This is a genomic window from Bacillus suaedaesalsae (genome assembly GCF_016890225.1).
GTDB classification, from domain to species: domain Bacteria; phylum Bacillota; class Bacilli; order Bacillales; family SA4; genus Bacillus_BS; species Bacillus_BS suaedaesalsae.
The window spans coordinates 24,380-44,646 of the sequence record NZ_JAFELM010000017.1; the positions used below are offsets into that span (position 1 = coordinate 24,380).

General features: G+C 34.5%; 19 protein-coding genes and 1 pseudogene. 8 read left to right on the forward strand and 12 right to left on the reverse strand.

Annotation, left to right across the window (positions count from 1 at the left end; translation table 11 throughout):
- Positions 1-97: 97 nt before the first annotated feature.
- From JR050_RS04660 to JR050_RS04665, 3 genes and pseudogenes are all read right to left on the reverse strand, one after another.
- Positions 98-271 carry a hypothetical protein gene (locus tag JR050_RS04660; RefSeq protein ID WP_204202359.1) on the reverse strand — a complete coding sequence of 58 codons (174 nt, stop codon included), beginning with the start codon at positions 269-271 and terminating at the stop codon, positions 98-100.
- A 136-nt stretch (positions 272-407) separates the two neighbouring features.
- Positions 408-524: pseudogene (locus tag JR050_RS20250) on the reverse strand (manganese catalase family protein); the annotation flags it as partial.
- Positions 525-729: 205 nt separating this feature from the next.
- The gene (locus JR050_RS04665; RefSeq protein WP_204202360.1) at positions 730-1,038 is read right to left on the reverse strand and encodes a hypothetical protein; all 309 of its coding nucleotides are present in this window, start codon (positions 1,036-1,038) and stop codon (positions 730-732) included.
- A 341-nt stretch (positions 1,039-1,379) separates the two neighbouring features.
- Between JR050_RS04665 and JR050_RS04670 the strand changes: the two genes are divergently transcribed.
- Genes JR050_RS04670 through JR050_RS04680 form a run of 3 tightly spaced genes read left to right on the forward strand, consistent with a single transcriptional unit; the run spans position 1,380 to position 4,077 of the window.
- Positions 1,380-2,336 carry a DnaD domain protein gene (locus JR050_RS04670; RefSeq protein WP_204202361.1) on the forward strand — a complete coding sequence of 319 codons (957 nt, stop codon included), beginning with the start codon at positions 1,380-1,382 and terminating at the stop codon, positions 2,334-2,336.
- Positions 2,337-2,338: 2 nt separating this feature from the next.
- The gene (locus JR050_RS04675; RefSeq protein ID WP_239454100.1) at positions 2,339-3,601 is read left to right on the forward strand and encodes a replicative DNA helicase; all 1,263 of its coding nucleotides are present in this window, start codon (positions 2,339-2,341) and stop codon (positions 3,599-3,601) included.
- 47 nt (positions 3,602-3,648) lie between these two features.
- Positions 3,649-4,077: a hypothetical protein gene (locus tag JR050_RS04680; RefSeq protein WP_204202363.1), complete on the forward strand. Its 429-nt coding sequence runs from the start codon at positions 3,649-3,651 to the stop codon at positions 4,075-4,077.
- A gap of 42 nt (positions 4,078-4,119) precedes the next feature.
- Here the strand turns inward: JR050_RS04680 and tatC are convergent, their stop codons facing one another.
- The 3 genes from tatC to JR050_RS04695 all read right to left on the reverse strand — a co-directional run bounded on the left by tatC (position 4,120) and on the right by JR050_RS04695 (position 6,706).
- A complete protein-coding gene (tatC, locus tag JR050_RS04685; protein ID WP_204202364.1) occupies positions 4,120-4,854 on the reverse strand; it encodes a twin-arginine translocase subunit TatC in 735 nt (244 codons plus the stop codon).
- A 76-nt stretch (positions 4,855-4,930) separates the two neighbouring features.
- Positions 4,931-5,161 (reverse strand): twin-arginine translocase TatA/TatE family subunit, encoded by a 231-nt coding sequence (locus JR050_RS04690; protein ID WP_204202365.1) that lies wholly within the window; start codon positions 5,159-5,161, stop codon positions 4,931-4,933.
- 105 nt (positions 5,162-5,266) lie between these two features.
- Positions 5,267-6,706 carry an alkaline phosphatase PhoX gene (locus tag JR050_RS04695; RefSeq protein WP_204202366.1) on the reverse strand — a complete coding sequence of 480 codons (1,440 nt, stop codon included), beginning with the start codon at positions 6,704-6,706 and terminating at the stop codon, positions 5,267-5,269.
- 457 nt (positions 6,707-7,163) lie between these two features.
- On the opposite strand from JR050_RS04695, the gene JR050_RS04700 reads away from it, so the two are divergent.
- A complete protein-coding gene (locus JR050_RS04700) occupies positions 7,164-7,469 on the forward strand; it encodes a hypothetical protein (protein WP_204202367.1) in 306 nt (101 codons plus the stop codon).
- Between the two features lie 187 nt (positions 7,470-7,656).
- A complete protein-coding gene (locus tag JR050_RS04705) occupies positions 7,657-8,583 on the forward strand; it encodes a restriction endonuclease (protein WP_204202368.1) in 927 nt (308 codons plus the stop codon).
- A 129-nt stretch (positions 8,584-8,712) separates the two neighbouring features.
- Here JR050_RS04705 and JR050_RS04710 read toward each other — a convergent pair whose 3' ends face one another.
- Positions 8,713-9,270 (reverse strand): hypothetical protein, encoded by a 558-nt coding sequence (locus JR050_RS04710; RefSeq protein WP_204202369.1) that lies wholly within the window; start codon positions 9,268-9,270, stop codon positions 8,713-8,715.
- Between the two features lie 260 nt (positions 9,271-9,530).
- Here JR050_RS04710 and JR050_RS04715 point away from each other — a divergent pair, with 260 nt between their 5' ends.
- From JR050_RS04715 to JR050_RS20765, 3 genes are all read left to right on the forward strand, one after another.
- Positions 9,531-10,442, forward strand: coding sequence for a DNA/RNA non-specific endonuclease (locus JR050_RS04715; RefSeq protein WP_204202370.1), 912 nt, complete (start codon positions 9,531-9,533; stop codon positions 10,440-10,442).
- Between the two features lie 290 nt (positions 10,443-10,732).
- On the forward strand, positions 10,733-11,362 hold the full coding sequence (locus JR050_RS04720) for a restriction endonuclease (RefSeq protein WP_204202371.1): 630 nt from the start codon (positions 10,733-10,735) through the stop codon (positions 11,360-11,362).
- Positions 11,343-11,558, forward strand: a complete 216-nt coding sequence (locus JR050_RS20765; protein WP_430392854.1) for a DUF6339 family protein — start codon at positions 11,343-11,345, stop codon at positions 11,556-11,558. Before JR050_RS04720 ends, JR050_RS20765 begins: the two co-directional genes overlap by 20 nt.
- Before the next feature lie 215 nt (positions 11,559-11,773).
- Here JR050_RS20765 and JR050_RS04725 read toward each other — a convergent pair whose 3' ends face one another.
- From JR050_RS04725 to JR050_RS04745, 5 genes are all read right to left on the reverse strand, one after another.
- Entirely contained in the window at positions 11,774-12,844 is a 1,071-nt protein-coding gene (locus JR050_RS04725; RefSeq protein ID WP_204202372.1) for an HNH endonuclease, read from the reverse strand.
- Positions 12,845-14,356: 1,512 nt separating this feature from the next.
- Positions 14,357-15,547 (reverse strand): LlaJI family restriction endonuclease, encoded by a 1,191-nt coding sequence (locus JR050_RS04730; RefSeq protein ID WP_204202373.1) that lies wholly within the window; start codon positions 15,545-15,547, stop codon positions 14,357-14,359.
- A 7-nt stretch (positions 15,548-15,554) separates the two neighbouring features.
- A complete protein-coding gene (locus JR050_RS04735; protein WP_204202374.1) occupies positions 15,555-17,561 on the reverse strand; it encodes an AAA family ATPase in 2,007 nt (668 codons plus the stop codon).
- Positions 17,562-17,577: 16 nt separating this feature from the next.
- A complete protein-coding gene (locus JR050_RS04740) occupies positions 17,578-18,681 on the reverse strand; it encodes a DNA cytosine methyltransferase (protein WP_204202375.1) in 1,104 nt (367 codons plus the stop codon).
- Complete coding sequence (locus JR050_RS04745; RefSeq protein WP_204202376.1) at positions 18,656-19,762, reverse strand: DNA cytosine methyltransferase; 1,107 nt, start codon at positions 19,760-19,762, stop codon at positions 18,656-18,658. Before JR050_RS04745 ends, JR050_RS04740 begins: the two co-directional genes overlap by 26 nt.
- Between the last annotated feature and the right edge of the window lie 505 nt (positions 19,763-20,267).

The following is a 20,267-nucleotide window of genomic DNA, read 5'->3' on the forward strand; positions in this document are numbered from 1 at the left end:
TGGAGGTTTAATAATAGTATATAAAGAAAAAAATTAAAGAAAATGATGTTTAAAAAAACAAACTGACTTGGAATTATGGTCTAAGTCAGTTTGTTTTTTATTCATGAATCAATTGCTGAACCTGTTGAATCTTCTGTTGTGCTTTTTCGAGTTCCTTTTGAGCAAAGAGGCAAGCTTCGGCTTCTGTGCTGTTTGAATTCACTTGCTTTAAATGTTGATGAGCAGTATGTATGATATCTTGAGCTTCTTGTAATGTACCTTTTAAGTTCATGGTCAGTCTTCCTTTCTTATCATTACTTCTGTATAGGATGTACAAAAATTTTATAATTACACTTAGCGCAGGAAAATGCTGTTTTAATGAGTACATTAGAAAAGGCAAAACTGATAATCAGCATTACCTTAACGTGCTACATATTCTCCATTAATTTCTTTGCAATTCTTGCGTAATCATCGCGGTGAATTCCTGGTGCGAATTCATCGGGTAAGTTATCAAGATTTGGAATAGGAGCTGCCTTTGGTGCACCTGGTTTGATATGAAAGTGATTATCTAGATATAACGGATGATTGAAAGGACAATTACTAAAAGTTTTAAAAGTTAATTCATAAAAAAAGAGAGTTTAACTGCTTCGAATGAAGCAAGATAACTCTCGCTGAAATATAAAATACCAGTAACTCTGCTGCTACTGGTTTTTCACTATTCGTTTTAAGTCATTAATTTCACTTTCATGTTTAACGGAACGAGCAAGCTAATGTATCAATGACCCTTTGCTGGCCTTCTAATGTTTCCTTCAGTTCATCTGACTTCTCATCAATGTGTTTCTCTAGATGATCAAAGTATGGTCCAAGACCATTGATAAGATAATCTTTTATACTCGATACGTCTTTCTTTAGTTCTAACTGACCTTCTTTAAGAAGTTTCTGTCCATCTTCAAGGTTGTGGAGTCTTCCAACAAGGTTTTCCTGTCCATCTTCCAGTTTCCTCTGTCCATCTTTTAGTCCTTTTAATTCATCAAGAATTAATTTTAATGTATCTTCCATTAAAATCACTCCTATATTTTTCTTTTTTATATTATAGCACGGTTATGAATAGAGGGAATTTTTTAATCTAGTATTTTTTAAATCGATAATACAATCAAATACAAGTTTTGGTTAAAGAATATTTCTGTTTTCTGAAGCGAGTTCAATAGAAAAATATTCTTTTAAACAATTATTGTATGAAGCAGAGGGACGGTTCTTATGCTTCCAAATGAAACAAGAGAACCGTCCCTCTGCTTCACAAAATTTTTTTGAAAAAATTTAGTATAACTTAACCCTTTTTTATATTTTTTTCACTATGTATTATATGAAAAAATATTTTTTACTAGAAAGGGTTGAGGAACATGGCAAAGTTCAGAAAGGTGTGTACAGATTTTTGGATTCATCCCATGATGTCAGAGGAAATGACTCCGGAGGATAAGTATTTTTACTTGTATTTATTAACGAATCAAAATACAACACAAATTGGGATCTACAGAATTACGAAAAAACAAATGGCCTTTGATATGGGGTATAGCCTTGATAGTGTGGAAGCATTGATGAATCGATTCATTCATCATCACAAGCTCATTCGTTATAATCCAGAAACAAGAGAGCTAGCAATCAAGAACTGGGCTAACTTTAACCTAAATAGAGGCGGTAAGCCAATAGTCGATTGCATTGTATCTGAAATTCAGCATGTGCAGGATACTTCACTGATTCCTTATGTCGCAGAATCTATTAAGAATAAAGAAATTCTAGAAGTCTATCATTCCTATTATGCAGGTGAGGAGCAAGAACGTGTGGCTTATCTAGAAGAGTCTTATTTTGACTCATTTCACGATACGTCCTCATCACGTATGACGATACGTGGGCAAGAAGAAGAAAAAGAAAAAGAAGAAGAAAAAGAACAACAACAAGAAAAAGAAATAGCTCTTGCTCCGAATGTAGTGTTTAATCCAGAAACAGAAAATGCCAAAAAAGAAGATGTGAAAGAGATTATTGAATTTTGGGATACAAATGGATTTGGTTTTTCAAATATCAATGCGAAACAGCAGTTGTTGATGTGGTTATATGATTCTAGCTTTGTGAACCCGAAAGAGATGATTTTAAAGGCATTGGATATTGCTAGTTCAAATAATTGCAGAAAATTGAGTTATGTTGTAGCTATTTTACGTAATTGGGAAAATGAATGTATTTTGACACTAGAAGATTTCAAGGCTAACGAAGAACAAAAAAAGCAGAGCTCTAAACACGATGAAGAAGAGGCTTACGTACATGAAGAATTTGTTCTGGATATTACGGCAGGTGAAGACTGGTGAGCATGGCAGAAAAGACATATCTAGGATGCTTGATGAAGGCTGATTATTTGATTAAAGACACGATCATTCAACCTCAGCAGTTAGAAAGCACGATACATCAAGAAATCATGAGAAGTATGCTGGAATTGTCTCAAAAGGGGAAAAACACGGATTTAATCACCCTGAGCACCTTACCCATCCTCAGTTCAATTGGCGGGGTATCGTATTTGGCGGAATTGCAGTCGTATGCAGAGGTGGAGAAGTTTGACGAGCTAGAAGAAATCATTATGGATTCCTGGAAGGAAAGGGAAAAGCGCAACATCCTAAAAATTGCTGGGTTAAACGACTGGGAGATTGCTAGAGTCATCACAGAGCTGGATAAAATCAACCAAGTTACGTTAAACGATCATTCCTCCATTCAGGATTCCCTTTTAGCTGTTTATCATTCCCCTTGGGAAGATCAAGAGGAAGTGAAAACAGCGACCACTGGGATACAATCGTTGGATACATTAACAGGTGGATTTCAAGATGGGGAAGTGACGATTGTTGCAGCAAGACCGTCTATGGGGAAAACAGACGTGATGCTTCATTTTGCAAAAGCAGCAGGCTGGACAGGCTATATCCCCGTTATCTTCTCGTTAGAAATGCCAGAAAAGCTTATCACTTCGAGACTCATCGCCTCAACAGGAAGCTACAATCGAACAAAATTGCGAAATCCCAAGAAGATGCTGAACGATCAGCAAAAAAACAAGTGGGCAGAGGTCATTGGAAACATAAGTGAAACCAACATCCAGATCTTCGATGCAGCAGGACAACGAGTATCTGAAATGAGAGCGAAAACACGTAAAATCATGCATCAATTCCCAAACAAAAAACCGATCATCCTCATCGATTACCTAACACTCATTCAAGCGAACCAACAATACGCAGGCAACTCACACAACCAAGTCACAGAAATCTCTAGGAATCTAAAAACAATGGCTAAAGACCTGAATTGTCCTGTTGTTTGCTTAGCCCAATTAAACCGTTCCGTAGAATCACGATCCAACAAGCGCCCGATGATGTCAGACATCCGAGAATCCGGTAGTGTCGAACAAGATGCAGACGTTATTCTGTTTCTATACAGAGATCAATACTACGACAAAAAATCAAACGACCCCTCACTCGAAATCATCGTATCCAAAAACCGAAACGGTCCAGTAGGTAACATCAAGGTGAAATATAACGTACATACCGGTTTGATTGAGAGTTTTACGGAAAATGAACTAGCGGAAATAGGTAACTAGACTATGCTATTCAGTATTTTACGGTTACTAGTTAGAGGTGATCACACATGCTCGTGAAGGATTATTATTTGGATTGCTTGCAATACGAAGAAGCAACCCTGGCTCATTACATACACCATTTACTTGCTGAAAGTAAGCTTTCATTGACAGATGATGTTTCGAAAATTGATTTGAATCTAGCAGACCATGAGAAAGTGGCGGAGTTGATTCAGAAGAATGTGTTAGGAGTACATCGTGTGAATATCTATTCATTGAAAATTAACCCCCAACAATTCTTTTTTATCTTTGCACAAAGTCCGGAAGAAGCAATACAATTCTTTGCCGACAACTTTGGTCAGAAACCGTTGAATTGTGTGGAGTATCCGCTTGAGTTTGAGATTTTGAGGGGGAATGAAGTGGTTACGTTTCGGGAAATGAGGAGAGAGTTTAGTAGCTTTCCAGCGTTAGTGGGGGAATATACAAGAATAAAGAAGTAAGGCAGACACTGCAATTACCATAAATGTCTGCCCACTGTAACATTAAGATAAGCTCAGGGATGTTTCCTCAGCAGCTATCCTCTTTTTATAAACGAATTTAGATAAGGAAATACTAACTTCATATAAAAGTAGTAACGGTAAAATAACGAGAATATCAGAAACGAAGTCGGGTGGAGTAATCAAGATTGACACAACAATTAAAACAAAATAAGATATCTTGCGAGCTTTCATCAATTTAACAGGATTAATGATTCCGAGCTTCGTTAAAAACATCACCACAGCTGGCATTTCAAATAGAAAACCAAACGGAAGAGTTAAGTTAATCAAAAACTTGAAATAACGATCAACGGTAAAGAATGTTTGAAATTGGTCTCCTGCTAAGTTTTGAAGAAAGGAGAGTACGAGTGGAAAAAGAACAAAGTATCCAAAGGAAATGCCACACACAAATAAAAGAAACAAACCTGGAATAAACGCAAGTGATGCTTGTTGCTCATCTTTTGTCAAAGCGGGTCTGACAAATCTCCATGTTTGATAAGCGAAAACGGGAATTGTAATGGCGATTCCGGCAATGCCAGCTAGTACCATGTACACCCATAGAATGTCACCGGGGCCTAGTAGTGCTAATGGATTTTCTAAATCTTTGATTAAAAAGTGATAAATATCCTGAACGAAAAGAAAGGAAACAGCAAAGGAGAGTAGGAAAGCTACAACGGTTATGATGAGTCGTTTCCGTAACTCTTCTAAATGTCCCATAACATTCATTTCAACTTTCTGCATGTAACATAACTCCTCTCAGAAAAAGAAGAAAGATATAAGGTTATGATGATTACTCATATCTTTCTTATAAGTATTATTAGCTACTAATCTTGCTTTGGATAGAATCGTCAGCTTGAGTATTCACAGCTTCAGTAGTAGTTTTCTTGTTATCATTGTCACCATGGACTAGATCACTAGTAGCTTTCTTGAATTCTTTTAACGTGTTTCCAAATGCACGGCCAACTTCGGGTAGCTTAGATGGACCAAAAATGATTAAGGCAATCACAAGGATGAGAATTAAACCGGGAATTCCGATATTTTGTAACATTTACATAACCTCCATTGATTGAATAGGTTTCTTATAACCATGTAGTAAAAAAAGATGTAAATCATGCAAAATGCTTACATCTTTTTTATGTAGTTAGTAAAGCAATTAACTTAATTTAATTCCGTGACGCTCAAATGCAGCAGCTTCTAAAACAGACATTCCTTGTGCCTCAGCCACCTTCGCTACATGGTCGGAAATTTTCGGTGCAAGATTAGTAGGTGCCGAGTAAGACATTTCCCTTGCACGAGCTGCGTTTCTACGTTGGAAAGGTCCCCAAATTGCAAACGTTAACCCAGGGGATTGAATGTTCACAAACAGTGTCTTTCCATCTGGAGAGAAGGTAGGACCTGCGAATTCACTGCTGTTTAAACGGTTAGCGGCAAAAGGATAAACTTTACCTTCAGGTGTAATACCCATTATACGATCTTGTCCAGAACCATCTTCAACAAACCAAAGGTCTCCCCAAGGCGTACAGCAGATATTGTCCGGATATTCCATTTGCGCTGCATCATTTCCTTCATAGAAAAGCTCTAATGTATTCGTATGAGGAACATAACGATAAACACGGCCAAGCTTTTTATCACCTGCAGACGTATCATCAAACCAGAACACACCTTCTTGGAAGAAAGCTCCTTCTAATCTAGAAAACTTTATACAATTTTGAGCATTCGCTTCTTCACGGCACCAGTGGGGATCTACTTGTCTCCACACAATTTTAAAGGTTTGTCCTGTTTTAAATGTACTTGCAGCTGGATCTGTAACAGCTTCAATAGCTGCTGCATAAAGTGTACCGCCTTTTTGCAGAGAACCTGGCTTTTGGCTTGTATCATTTGGAATGAAACGGTAAAGATAGCTAGGGCTCGCATCTTCCGTTAAGTACACATAACCTGTTGAAGGGTCGATGGCACAAGCTTCATGAGCGAAGCGTCCCATTTCCTTGATTGGCGTTTTAGATAAATCATTTTCTGGCTGCTGTGGATCTACTTCGAATACATAACCATGTCCTTCAGAACGATTTTCTTCACACGTTAACCATGTGCCCCAAGGAGTTGCTCCACCTGCACAATTTCGGATTGTACCTGAAGAGGTAACGTATTCTTTTTGTACTTCACGATTAGCGCCTACAACAAGAGCGGTTGTACCACCTTGAGCATTTGCATTATAAGGGTTTTTCCCAAACGCAGGACCTGATGATAATTCATGATTACGAACAAGAATCGTCGTATTCTTCGGCCCATCAAAGGCTGCCATTCCATCAAAAGCTCCAGGAATCGGCGTACCGTCAGTCATCAGGTCGCCTTCTCTAGAAATAATTTTGTAATGAAACCCTGTAGGAAGATCTAACATACCCTTCGGATCTGGAACGAGTGGACCATATCCACCAAAACCACTTGTTGGATTATCAGAACCAGCCGCCGCAACTATACCAACATTACCAAGAGAAAAAGCACCAGCTGCACCAAGTGATAACGCAACCGTACTCATACCTCCTACCTTTAAAAAATCTCGTCGATCCATGTTTTTAAAGTTCTTTTCATTACTCATTGAAATACCTCCAAAGTTTTTAATGTTGTGGACAAGTATTACGGTGAATCTATGTATAAAACTAGCAGTGAAAGATTAATAGAATATTTTTCCATCGTAAATAATTTGTAAAATTGGAAAATTAGTTCCAAAGTAGCAGGGCTTTCTTATTATGGTTGGGTTGTTGAACACACAAGTAATGATTGCGAACATTCCTCTGTTTACTTTGAATTAGAATATTGAAAGAGGAATTCGCTCCGAAATTAAGGGTAAGTCCAAAGGGATTTAGGAAGTAGACTTTAACGAAAACAGTCCAGCCTATAAAGAGGTAGAAGTAAATTACACAGTGATGAGAAGACAAAAATGAAAGTTTTGTTCACCTACACACATTTGTTTTAAACATGATAACCCTTATTTTGCGTTTAAACACTATATAAATATATGAAAAGAAAATTCATAGAAAAGGTAGTGATTACATATGGAAAACAGAAGAAAGGTACGTACAGATTTCTGGTGGAATTCTTTTGTGACAGATGAGATGACACCGGAGGAAAGGTATTTCTTTTTATATCTATTAACAAATCCTCATTCGATTCAAACAGGAATTTATAACATAACGAAAGAACAAATTGCATTGGGTACAAGGTTTACGCCTGAAATCGTAGATAAACTGATGAAGCGTTTCATCGAGGAACTTCAGCTTATTAGGTATAACGAAGAAACAACAGAACTGACAATTACTGACTGGTCTGAGTATATTTTCAATGAAGATGATCACGAGTAATAGATTGTTGATTATAAGAGATATGCAGTGTGCAGCATTTCTTCCTAAATGATAGGGATAAAACATTTGTAGCTCAAAGCTCTTACTTATTTCGTTTTATAACTACATTGAAGGAAAGTAAGAGCAATGTAACAGGGCTTTTTACAAATAGTTGAGATGATAAAAAACTAGTTAAGGAGGTAAGAGTGTGGCAATACCTAGTTCACAATCACTAACATTACCATTATTGAAAAATCTCCAGGACGGAAAGGAACATAAATTACAGGACCTTTATCGCCAAATGGCAGAGGACCTACAGTTAACGAAAGAAGACATAGAAGAACTTTTACCAAGTGGTAGTGAAAGTAAGTTCAATAATCGGGTGCGGTGGGCAAAGACTTATTTAGAAAAAGGTGGGTTTCTTACAACAGTTTCACCAGGTAACTATGTCATTACAAAGCGCGGAATTGAAGTATTAGAATCAAATCCAAACAATATCAATGTATATCCTTTAGAATTTGATGAAGATAACGAATTCAGCTCCATATCTGACGAAGAGATGGCAAGTGAGAGCTGCACTTTTTCTTATGAGATTACAGAAAATGATACACCAGAAGAAATAGTAGAAAAGAGTGACCGTCGAATGCGTGAGGAACTATCAGCTGAGTTACTTAGCTTGATCAAGGAATGTTCACCCGAATTCCTTGAAAAGCTTGTGGTGGATCTATTACTTGCGATGGGATACGGTGATGCTGGACAAGCAATTGGAAGAAGAGGAGATGAGGGAATTGATGGAATCATTAAAGAAGATATATTAGGATTGGATACGATCTATATTCAGGCAAAAAGGTGGAACCACACGATAGGAAGACCCGAAGTCCAAGCCTTTGCAGGAAGCTTGGAGGGCCAGAGGGCAAAAAAGGGTGTGTTTATTACCACGTCTAAGTTTACAAATGAGGCTAAAGAATATGTTCAGGTTATTGATAAAAAAATTACGTTAATAGATGGAGAGTGTTTGACCCAACTCATGATTGATTATAATCTTGGTGTTTCGGAATATACGAGATTTATAGTTAAGCGGGTTGATAGGGAATATTTTGGGGTTAAGGATGTGGAGAGGAAAAAGGAAATTTAGCTGAATAAAGCTACTACAGTACTACTCGAAAAATGAGTTACTTGTACAAAAAGTAAAGCACTCACGAATGTTGTTATATCAGCATTTGTGAGTGCTTTTCATCTTAAATGCCCTAACGTCGTTCACCCTTTAATTTAATTTCAGCCCTCTAAAACTGTTCATCGGAAGTCCATTATAAAGATCCTTATATGGACAGAATGGAGTGATTGTACTGTACTCAATTGTACTTTCATCAAACACCAACGCGTGATCTTCCCAAAAAAGTAAAGACTCGATGAGTTCTCGTTTTGTACTGATGGTAGGATCTTCAGGTTCTTTATAAGCTCCATTGCCGGGAAACATCGTCACTAATAAGTATTGATTGTTGTTATTTCTGGTTTTGTTAAGGACTACCACAAAGGAATGGGTGATGCTGCCTTTTCTATTTTTAACAAACCTAGTATATAGGTTTCTCTCTTTCCGCTTTGCGTACACGATCTCTGAATTCTCTTCCGTGTTAATCAATGATGTAATTCCTATGGGTTCGGGTGCAGTAATAATGAGTTTCTCAGATTGTTTTGAAAGGTGATTAAAATAGCCTTCTTCCTCATAGATCTTTAGTATCTCTTGCCAATTAATAAAGAAATCATTCTGATGAACTTCCATATGGATTTTACTTCTAGTAGAAATAATTATCTTATTTGTCATGATATAGCCCTCTTATATTCAAAACGATTACTTTAGTTTCTTACGGATTTTTTAATTTATACAATTTTAACATGGAGGATAATAAACCATACAATAAATATCTTCTTTTGAGCGGATTATATTTATCTTTCGCATAATGGCTATATAGTCCAATATTTCACAGGAGTGACAATAACTTTAGATTATTGTTAACGTGTTTTCATGTTATGATATGTACTATTCTTTATTTGAATAAAATCCTATTATTGGAGATACCTAAAATGAAAAAAATAATTTTGCTTTTAACAACCATCTATATGGTTGGCTGTACGAACGTAGAAGATCCATCCGTTACAGATGTACAAAAAGAAACCACAGTTGAAACAAATGAAAAAAGTGAAAAAGAGGAAACTACTACGGTTGTTGATAAACCAGTAGTAGGGGAAACACCAACCCAACCAAATAAAGAACTGTTTTCAGGATATAAACTTATTGAAGTAGATGGTGGTGATTTGTCTGGTTATCGTGAACGTAACGTCGTCGTTAACATTGGTTATGGGGACCGTGAATATTGGGCATTTACTAATGAATACGGGCAACTAGTACGTGTCATTGCTGACAAAATCATTATACAAGATGACAGTAACGAACCTGTATTATCTTCTGGCAGATACTATTCTGATGAGGCGAAGGTTCCTGGTGTCGAAAGTGACGTTTTGGATGAAGGACACATTATTGCTGATTCTCTTGGAGGGGTATCGAATGCTTATAATATTACTCCCCAAAATAGTACGCTCAACCGACATGGTGATCAAGCTTATATGGAAGACGCCATCCGTAGGGCAGGTGGTGCTACTAATTTTAATGCAATTATCACATATCCGAATACGGAAACACAGATTCCTTCAAGTTATCATTATACCTATACTTTAATGGGTAACGAGATTGTTGATACATTCGACAATGTGAACCCTGATGAAGTAAATGAATCACTCGGTTTAACAGACAGTAAGCCTTCCGATTCAACTAATTCAAACACTAACGGTGATATTTCTAGTGTTGACACAAACGGCAATGGACAGGTGACGATTAAAGAAGCAAAAGCAGCAGGTTTCAGTATGCCAATTACGAGTGATCATTGGTTATACCCCTATATGCGCGATAATGATAATGACGGTATGGTGGGTGAGTAAGCCTCTAAAGTTTGAGGGAAAATAAATAAATCAAGGTGGTTCTCATGGTTGGGACTAAAATATAGTTAAATTATGGTATTCAATGGAAAAGTGAAGCGTAAGGGCAATCGTTGCCTTTATGCTTTTTTATCGTAAATTGATTATGTATTATATCACCAATTTTCGGTGGATAGTTTTGCATAACTAAAAAGAAATGATAGATAAAGACTCAATCACTTATGTTAGTAATATAAAAAAAATTACCGGTTGGGAATGAACATTTATTACAGGATCTTTATTAACAACTACCAATGGACCTTCAATTAACAGATGAGGATTTAGAAGAATTAGTCAAGGATGGTAGTGAAAGAAAGTTCAACAACCGAGTCAGATGGGGAAAGTCCTATTTAGAAAATGGTGGATTACTTATTACCCTTTCTCCAGGTAAATACGTCATTACTGAGCGTGGGCTAGAAGTATTAGAATCAAATCCAGGATATATAAACGTAAATCCTGGAGACTTTGATAAAACGAACGAATTTAGTTGCATAACCAATAAAGAGATAGAAAGTGAGAATTCTTCAACAGTATATGAGATTACAGAAAATGATACTCCAGAAGAAATAATAGAAAAGAGCTACCACCGTTTGCGTGGGGAACTCTCTACAGAATTACTTAGTTTGATTAAGAATTGTTCACCCGAATTCTTTGAAAAACTTTTCGTGGATCTATTACTTGCGATAGGGTACGGTGATGCTGGACAAGCCATTGGAAGAAGAGGAGATGAGGGGATTGATGGAATAATTAAAGAAGATAAATTAGGATTGGATACCATCTATATTCAAGCAAAAAGGTGGAACAACACGTTAGGGAGAGCTGAAGTCCAAGAAGATTTACTAGAAATGGTATCCCAAGATTATAGTGGGCTGCCGAATAACTAAGGATAATAATAGAACTGACCCCTATGAGCTAACAAGGATATTGTTTACAACACAGGACATAGCACAAAACCTATTAGAAAGCAGTTTTTCTCGAAATGTAAATATTACAGAAGCCATTCTTTCATTATTATCTAAGATGAATCCAAAAGAATACTCAAATGTAGGAAAATACAGAAACCTAATGAAAGTATTTTAATAGTTTAGGTGGTGTTACTATTTTGGATTGATTGGGAGAATGTGAATTGAAGAAATAATAACGGAAAAATTAGGGTTGATCACGGTTGTTAATTGAACTTAAAAGAAGTTGTATCGACAAATCTAATTGTAAAAATAATTTAAAACGTAATTTTAAAAACCAATAAAAGACTAACAATTGTTTTAGTCTTTTATTAGTGTATAATTCATCAAGTATTAAATTGTGATTGTCTCATTCTTAAAGATAAATCTTCGGTGATACTCTAAATATTGATTTCTAAATCCATGTGCATTAGCAATATGATAAAATTGTCCTTCGCCTAAATTCAGCTTCTCTCTTGTATCCACAGATAATAGGGGTGAAACTAGTAATTTTCCATTATTCTCAAACGAAATCATCCCTCTATCAAATAATACATCGTATGTAGGAGATAGTAATAAGCCGTTATATCCATCCAACCTTTCAGTATTATCCGATTCTGCCCAAGGTTTAATATGACTTGCTCTTAAAAGGAACCGTTCGCTAATATCAGTAAAAGGACATTGCATCATAGTTTGTAAAAGAGCATTTTTGTATACCCCTTGTCCATTTCTTGCATTCACTAATGCCTTTTTCTCTGTTTCCGAGATATTCAAACGGTTGATTTCTCTCATTGTTCTCATATAATTTTTAGGACTCAATAGAGATTTGAACTTGTCATGTAGATTTACTTCAAAGTAATAAATAATGTTACTATTTGAATCAACCATTTTGTAAACCGTAACAGAAGTAATGATAGGCAATGATACCTTTCTGAATATACTCCAAATCTCGTCACGTGAATTTACATAAAAGCGCTCCTGGTCTTGTTGACCATCATGATGAAATAGTGTAAAAGGAACATAATCATCTGGAAGTGATCTAATAAGTTGTAAGTTTCTACTATAATTGCAAGAAATGGTATAAAAATAGTTTTGGGTAGGAGCATGATATTCTAATCCTGCGCTAATTAAGTATTCATTTAAATTTTTTTTTGAGAAGAAACAAATGTTAGCAGGAAGTGCATCTCTATCTCTTCCGCGATAATAAATGGTGTTATAAAAATTTGTAAAAAATCCAGTTCGTTTTATATGTATTTCTGAACCAACGTAAAGCCTTGTTTCGCCTGATGAAGGACTAATCTTACCTGCATTAGAAGGAGTAACTAACTTATTCTCTGAATCAACAAAAGAATCTCGGATGTTAGCCGTGATCTTATCAATTTCTTGATAAGACACTCCATTTAATACCACAACGTTTAAACTCATAAAATCCCTCCGAATTTTCTTTATTTTAGGAAATCCATATTATTCTAGCATTAAATAATGTTTGGGCATATTAATTCAAACTGCTAATAGGCAAAGAATAGAGAAGTTGTATATTTCTCTTAATCTTTTTCTATTAAATTGTATTTTTTATGGTTTAGCGGTTTTTTAAATAAATACTGTTTATAAATACTATTTGAAAAAAAATATGAACCAAGCCTTGAAGAGTAATTGAAATCTAAAGGGGCTTAGAAAGAAAAGTTTCTCATATAAAAATTACTTTCTTTATCAAGCTAAAATGCTTTTCCTCTATCCTAAGTCTAATTTGTACGAATATCTATCACTAATTGGATTTTATTGGTATAGTGAAAAATAATTACTGAAAATTCCTAATAGTTTATAGATAAATATTTATATCCAATTATAAAGACTAAAGGAAGCAAATAAAACTAAGTGTGGTTATGTGAGTCTCAATTAAAATGAATAATATCTTACTAGAAAGGGAGTTTACTAATGGGTGATATTGAAAAACATTTAACTGAACATCTTAAAAAATTTGACTCTGCACCATTCCTATTTATTGGATCTGGTTTTTCGAGGAGATATATAGGTTAGATTTTATGATTGGTTAGTATACAAAAAGTTAACTGAAGCTAATGATAAAGCTAAAATTCCAGTCGAAATATAATAAGGAAGACTGTATCAATAGTAACATTCGTGATACAGTCTTTTCTTACGTTTAGTCAATACTTTTTTGAGATACTTAGGAGATTTTTACGATAAAGAGGTATTTAGATACACCAAGTTTTGGGGGTTTACAATTTTAGGTATGACAAATAAACCTAGATAACTTTGCTTTTTTTACTAGGTCATTTGAATATGTTATTATGAAAAAAACTATGATTTGGGGGCCAACCTGTAATCATAGTTCATATTGTATGTAATAAGATAGAAGATGATCTTCAAAAGCTTATTCACACAGGCGATCGACGCAACTTTATGAAATTTGTAGTATGGAAGAAAAGATTAGAAAATCTGCATAAATTAAATTTTAATAGGTGAATACTCTAAAGGAGAAAAATGTAGGAATATTGGAATTTTAAGAAATAGTATAGCCAACATAACAAAAAATACGTGCTCCGCATAATCTTATGTTAATTTTTATGCTTTAGGTTAAATTAAAGCAGGGGTTCCGTGATTGCTGTAAATCGAAGAGGTTAGAGAACATTCAAAATTATTAGTAAATTTGGACAGATTCGCAAATCAAATCATCCAAAGATAACATTTGTACGAATAATGAATGATGGCATATGGAATTTAATTATTGAAAGGCAAATATATAGCAAACTAATAGTTGTTTGAATTTTGAAATAGAGAAAAAGATAAACAAAGTTGAAATTATTTCTAGCGTCTATATTAATCAGACTATTAAAATTTTATAAAGGAAAAAGAAGAAACTCTCAATCACATTAGAGAGTTTCTTCTTTTTGAGTGGAAACAATTTGCTATATCAAACTACTCATACTGATCAATCAAAGCAATTAATTCATCTCGATATTGATCGTATGAAGTTCTTTTCAAATAAAGTTCCATAATCGAACGAATATCTACAAATATTCCGTGTACTTTATCATCTGGACTAATCTCACTTTTGGCAGCTCCAAAGTATTGAATGAGATCACGTTCATTTTGATAAGGTAGTAGGAATGCATCCACTGCTTCGTCTGCGTGACCATTTCGAACGATTGCTTGGGAATAGCCAATTTGTTTGTTAATGTCTGATGTACCTGGTAGTCCATAGCCATCGAACCAATAACCATAATATTTGGCATCCAATACATAGGCTTTATTTTCTAGTTTATAGATAATATCGGGCATGGTATTTGCGTTTGTTTTAATTTTTCCGCCAGTGGGTTTAAACCACGTTGATTTGGAATTATATAGCTCGTTGTCTTGGTTGCCGTAAATGACACGAAGCATTTCTTCCCAAACATGCTCAAAGTTTTTTGCTTTTAATTCCTTCGCTGTTTCTTTTCCTTCTAAATCGTTACCTAAGAAGAATTGCTTTAAGTTATTAAGGAGGTTCCTTTTACGATCTTGAAAAGTAGAGGAGAGCTCCTTGTTAATTATTGATAATGCCTCGTTTTTACTGAAAGTTAGTCTAATATTCCGTTCTAGTTGGATATTTCCGAAAAGCCATCCTGCATTGTTATAGGATTTTTCTATTGTATATCGATGGATTAGATTGATGGCACTATTTACGTCTGTTCTTTTTTGAGAAACCACAAAATCTGTGTACACTATGTTTTTACCAGACAGATAGGGCTTATGTTTTTTTATTGTACGTGCAAAGTCAATTTTGCCACTCTTTGCATCCTTGTAGAAACGCTCTGTTTCAACAAAATATCCATGCTCCATATAATCTCGAAGTAACCATAGGTATGTTTTAAATTGAAATTGATCTCCAAAGTTATCAAGAAGCTTTTGATTCTTTTCCTCAATATTATTTTGGAGGAGTTTCTTTTTGTACTTTTCTAGAACAGAGATAAGTGTAATGATTTCCTTTCGAAGAAGGGAAGGGGAGGTTTGATTAAACTCAAACCCCCTTGGAAAGATAATTCTCGGTTTCCCCTTGATGATCTCGATGCCAATATTGCTATCCTTAAGTTCATATTCACTGTATGTTTCTACTAATAATGTATTCATCGAATAACTATTGCACATCCTCCGTCATTTCTTCATCATCCTTGTTGGCATCTACAAATAGATATCCAAGAAAAACTTCTTTGAAAACATCATTTATACCCATTGTTTTAAATGCATGAATCGTTTCAAATAATGTCTTTAAATGATCCTTAAATAAGATGTTACGATCGTGTTTTAAAACATCGTCCCATAAATAGGCAATCATTTTATAGGCAAACTTTTCGTTATCCTTAATATCGTTTTCACTAATGAACCAAGGTCCAACAAGTTTGTCTTCTGAGATAAAGACATTTTCACTATTTACATCCATTAAAAACTTATTTAAGCCTTCTCCGAATTGTCTCCATGAAACTGAAGTGCCTGCAATGGTTTCATCCTTGTATTTACATTCTTCAAAGTTAATTGGTAAGAATTCAAATCCCCATCTTCTCTTAAAGGCTGTATCCATAATGAAAACATTTTGATCAGAAGTATTCATCGTAGCAATAATATTTAAGTTGTTAGGAATAATGATTTCTCGGTTTGAATCGTTGAATACATACTTAGCAATGTCAGCATTTGTGATGTGGTACGTACTTTCCCCATTTTCATTTCGATCTAGTAATTGGAATACATCTCCAAATACAGCTGGGGCATTAGCCCTGTTTATTTCCTCAATAATGAGACTATATTTTTTATGTTTATTAAGATGAGCATCTCGCAAGATTTTTGTAAACGGTCCAGGATAAAATTCATATGAAATCGTTTCATTCTTAACAATTGGTTTAATATAGCCAATAAAATCATTGTACGTATATTCTGGGTGGAAGGTAACGCGACTTGTCTCCATATCTACAGGGATTTCATATTTCTTTCGTACTGTATGACTTTTTCCTGTACCTGGAGCTCCATAAATAATCGTATTCTCTGCTACCATATCTGTTTCTTCTTTAATTTCGTATGTAATTCCATCAAATCTATCAGGGAAGATTGTACGGAAAATATGATTTAAATGTTGGTAATCTTTATTCAATAACAAAAGGTTTTCTAATCCTATAAATGGTTCAAAAATCCCCTTATGTTCTTTTTTAAGACCATAAGAATCAATGATATACTTCGAAAGGAAACCTTGCATTGGTGATTCATTATCAAATCCAGGGAATACATCAGATTCTATCTTTCTAAAGGATGATCCTTTGTCAAAAAGAAACTCCCTTAATAATTCCCCATGATATTCCTTTAGTATTTCTGGTATATTAATAGTTCCAAGTTCTACAGCAGGTAATGTATCCATTAATCCTCCATCAAGCGCACCATAATAGTTACCCCAATCTCGTTTTTCGAGACAAAGCGCTGCTTTATCATGATTAATTAGTAAAAATTCTATAAGTGGTTTGGCATTTTCGTTTAAACGAAAAGCACGCTGGTATCCGTTTTCAATATTATTGAATAAAGAGAGTGTCGTAAATAAATTCTGCCATATATCATAATCAGTTATTTCACGTAATCTTCTTTCTGTAGGGGACATTTGCTGTTTTTTAGTGATGATGTCATTGATTAACTGTTCATTAATCTCAGAATAATCTTTGATTTTAATGAGATACTCAAAGTAATCATAGGCATCAATCCATGATAGTCTTGGGTTTTTCTCATTTAATAAGGAAAGAACCAATAACGTCACCATTAAAGGTCTTATATGATAACTTTCAGCTTGTTTGTATTGTTTTTTAAATAGTTGTAGAATGAAAAGCTCATCATACGTGAGCTCTTCATCTAGGTATAGCTTGGCAACCTCTGTTACAAAGTCACCTGCCACCAATCCATGGCTTCTATATCCCGTTAAGACAGATTGCTTTAAAGCATTTTCTCTTGCTACAATGATTCCTTTTTCCACTAAGGAAAGTCTGATTTCTTCAAAATTGGATTGATCAGCTTTTAGTTCCTTATAAATCGTTAAAAAATCCTTAATTTTCTCTTGTTTGTCACGTGTGAAGTTAAAGTTACGGTCAATTGCCCATTGTGTTGGTTTTGCCATAGTTCATCATCACTCTCTAAAATAGTTTTTCGGCTTTATTTATAGATTTTAAAAGATGAATAAATACATCTACTACAATTGAATTACCGGCTTGTCTATATGCTTGTGTATCAGAAACCACAATCTTATAAGTATCGTCATAACCCATTAATCGGAAACATTCTCTTGGAGTTAATTTACGTACTTTATTATTGGTCGTAACATAGTTATCTACACCCGCTCGATGCATTTTATGCATTGTAGAGAGTAGGGGACGTGCAATTTTTAAATCAATCTCTGGCTTCGTATAATAACCTTTCGTACCTGTAGACATAACATGAGCTAAAACCTTTTCAGAAAGATAGTATTTGTCATGAACAACTTCAGGTTCTTTTGTTAACTGAATTGATCCTGCATCATCTAATGTAAAATTACCTTCTTTCGTTGAATCAATCAGAAAATCCTGCAACGTAAAAGGTAAGTCTACTGGATTTGGAAATTCGAATTCTGCATTATCATTTTTAAAGCCAATGACGAAGATTCGACGACGTTTCTGTGGTATTCCAAAATCAGCTGAGTCAAGGACTTTATCATAAATCTTATAGCCTAATGAGTGAAAGACTCCACTCACAACTTCCCAAGTATTTCCTTTATCATGCTTGGTTAGCCCTTGAACATTTTCATAGATAAAGACTTTAGGTTCAATTTGGTCTACAAGTCTAGCAAAATCATAGAACAGTGTACCTCTAGTATCTTCAAGTCCTTTTTGATATCCCATAATTGAGAAGCTTTGACAGGGACTTCCTCCAACAAATAGATCTACTTTACCTTTATATTGTGTTCCATCAATAAATTTTACATCATTGTGCCATTTATCCTCTGTAATAGGATAGTTTTCAAAATACGTTTGTTTAACAAAGTTTGTCTTTCGACTTGCAGCATATAGATCATCCACAAGTTTTTTCTTTTCTTTTGGATCTTTTGTATTCATTATTTTATTTCTAAGACCGTGTTCATCTATATCCTTTAATTCAATATCTCCGTTATCACAAGCAAAAATGATTTCATGAGGGATATTTAGTCTTTTTAATGCATATTCAACTGAACCAATACCACTAAATACTGAGGCTATACGTAACATCTTTTTCAAAAACTCCTGTCATTGTGATTTGATCGATAATGGCTTCCAATACAGGGACTGCAATTGAATTACCAGATTGCATATAAAGCTGTTGGTCAGGAACAACAATATTAAAATCATCAGAAAAGCCCATTAAACGTAAACATTCTCTAGGAGTTAACTTTCTAACAACGCCTTCTATACCTTCGAATTCACCAACAAATATTTTTGGATCTTGGTAATGTTGTGGTTTTGGTGACTCAAATCTAAAGTCTCCGCACCAGTTAAATTGTTGATTTGCTGCTTGGCATCTAGATACCTCTGCATTAACGCTTACACGCTTTTTATTTTTTGGATTTGTTGTGTAGCCGAATCCTTTTTCAGGTAAATAATATTTATCGTCAATTACCGGTTCAAGAAAATCTTCTACGGTCTTCGTAAGTATAGACTTTTGTGGGAATGAGAACATATCCATCTTCAAGTCTTTTCTAAATCCTACGACAAAAACTCTTCGACGATTTTGAGGAAGATTAAAATCTCTCGCGTTTAATACATCTACATGCCATTCATAGTTTAAACTATCAAATATGCTGGTAATGACTTCCCATGTCTTTCCGCCATCATGCTTTAAGATATGAGGAACATTTTCATAGATAAATACTTTTGGCTGGATTTCTTGTACCAATCTAGCATATTCATAGAAGAGAGTACCTCTAGCGTCATCTAAGCCACCCTTTTTTCCATTAATGGAAAAGCTTTGACAAGGGCTTCCACCAACAAAAAGATCTACTTGATCGGTAAAGTATGTACCATCAAGGAATCTAACATCCTGGAAAAATCGATCTTTCGTAATCTCATAATTGGCAAAATAGCTTTCTTCTACATGATTTACCTTACCAGTAGATTTGTATAGGTTATCAATATATTGTTTTGTTTTTTGAAAGTCTAAACCAATAATTTGTTCGCGAATTTCCTCTTCGGATGCCTTCACGTTAATGTTTCCATTATCACTTGCAAATACTAATTCATGTGGAATATTCTTCTTTACTAGGGCTTGTTCAATTGCTCCAATTCCACTAAATACAGTTGCTAATTTTATCATTTTGCTTTCACCTCATTTCGACATTATAACACAACTTTTTCAATTGTTCATCCGGTATATCATCCGGCTTTATTAGAACCTATGTTCTTATTTTATATTAATATTAATTAAATAGTAAAGTATTAATTATATTATGTTAGATAAATGAATAGAAATTAGTATCATATATTGTGGGGGTAGTAAAATGGAAGGAAGTTATAAATGCTCAGAATGTAATACTAATATGTCTTGGAACGGTGAAAATGAGTTAGAAGAAGAGTACACTTTCGCAGTATATATTTGTAGATACTGTGATATTGAGTTAATAAAAACATGGAATATGGAAGAATGAAATAAGTGAAATAAAATAATTTAAGTGAATTCTTGTTACAGTTTTTTATCATAAAAAAAGTTTATCTAGTTTAAAACTGTTATCAATATGGATAACAGTTTTTTGTTTTATTAGACAAATATAATAAACGACTTTATTTTATTAGTGTTTAATTATATAGCAGAGATGGAATGT

Bases quoted from the DNA above. Each gene is read 5' to 3' on its own strand.
- JR050_RS04660 (WP_204202359.1), bottom strand. From the start codon at position 271: ATGAACTTAAAAGGTACATTACAAGAAGCTCAAGATATCATACATACT.
- JR050_RS04665 (WP_204202360.1), bottom strand. From the start codon at position 1,038: ATGGAAGATACATTAAAATTAATTCTTGATGAATTAAAAGGACTAAAA.
- JR050_RS04670 (WP_204202361.1), top strand. From the start codon at position 1,380: ATGGCAAAGTTCAGAAAGGTGTGTACAGATTTTTGGATTCATCCCATG.
- JR050_RS04675 (WP_239454100.1), top strand. From the start codon at position 2,339: ATGGCAGAAAAGACATATCTAGGATGCTTGATGAAGGCTGATTATTTG.
- JR050_RS04680 (WP_204202363.1), top strand. From the start codon at position 3,649: ATGCTCGTGAAGGATTATTATTTGGATTGCTTGCAATACGAAGAAGCA.
- tatC (WP_204202364.1), bottom strand. From the start codon at position 4,854: ATGCAGAAAGTTGAAATGAATGTTATGGGACATTTAGAAGAGTTACGG.
- JR050_RS04690 (WP_204202365.1), bottom strand. From the start codon at position 5,161: ATGTTACAAAATATCGGAATTCCCGGTTTAATTCTCATCCTTGTGATT.
- JR050_RS04695 (WP_204202366.1), bottom strand. From the start codon at position 6,706: ATGAGTAATGAAAAGAACTTTAAAAACATGGATCGACGAGATTTTTTA.
- JR050_RS04700 (WP_204202367.1), top strand. From the start codon at position 7,164: ATGGAAAACAGAAGAAAGGTACGTACAGATTTCTGGTGGAATTCTTTT.
- JR050_RS04710 (WP_204202369.1), bottom strand. From the start codon at position 9,270: ATGACAAATAAGATAATTATTTCTACTAGAAGTAAAATCCATATGGAA.
- JR050_RS04715 (WP_204202370.1), top strand. From the start codon at position 9,531: ATGAAAAAAATAATTTTGCTTTTAACAACCATCTATATGGTTGGCTGT.
- JR050_RS04720 (WP_204202371.1), top strand. From the start codon at position 10,733: ATGGACCTTCAATTAACAGATGAGGATTTAGAAGAATTAGTCAAGGAT.
- JR050_RS04725 (WP_204202372.1), bottom strand. From the start codon at position 12,844: ATGAGTTTAAACGTTGTGGTATTAAATGGAGTGTCTTATCAAGAAATT.
- JR050_RS04730 (WP_204202373.1), bottom strand. From the start codon at position 15,547: ATGAATACATTATTAGTAGAAACATACAGTGAATATGAACTTAAGGAT.
- JR050_RS04735 (WP_204202374.1), bottom strand. From the start codon at position 17,561: ATGGCAAAACCAACACAATGGGCAATTGACCGTAACTTTAACTTCACA.
- JR050_RS04740 (WP_204202375.1), bottom strand. From the start codon at position 18,681: ATGTTACGTATAGCCTCAGTATTTAGTGGTATTGGTTCAGTTGAATAT.
- JR050_RS04745 (WP_204202376.1), bottom strand. From the start codon at position 19,762: ATGATAAAATTAGCAACTGTATTTAGTGGAATTGGAGCAATTGAACAA.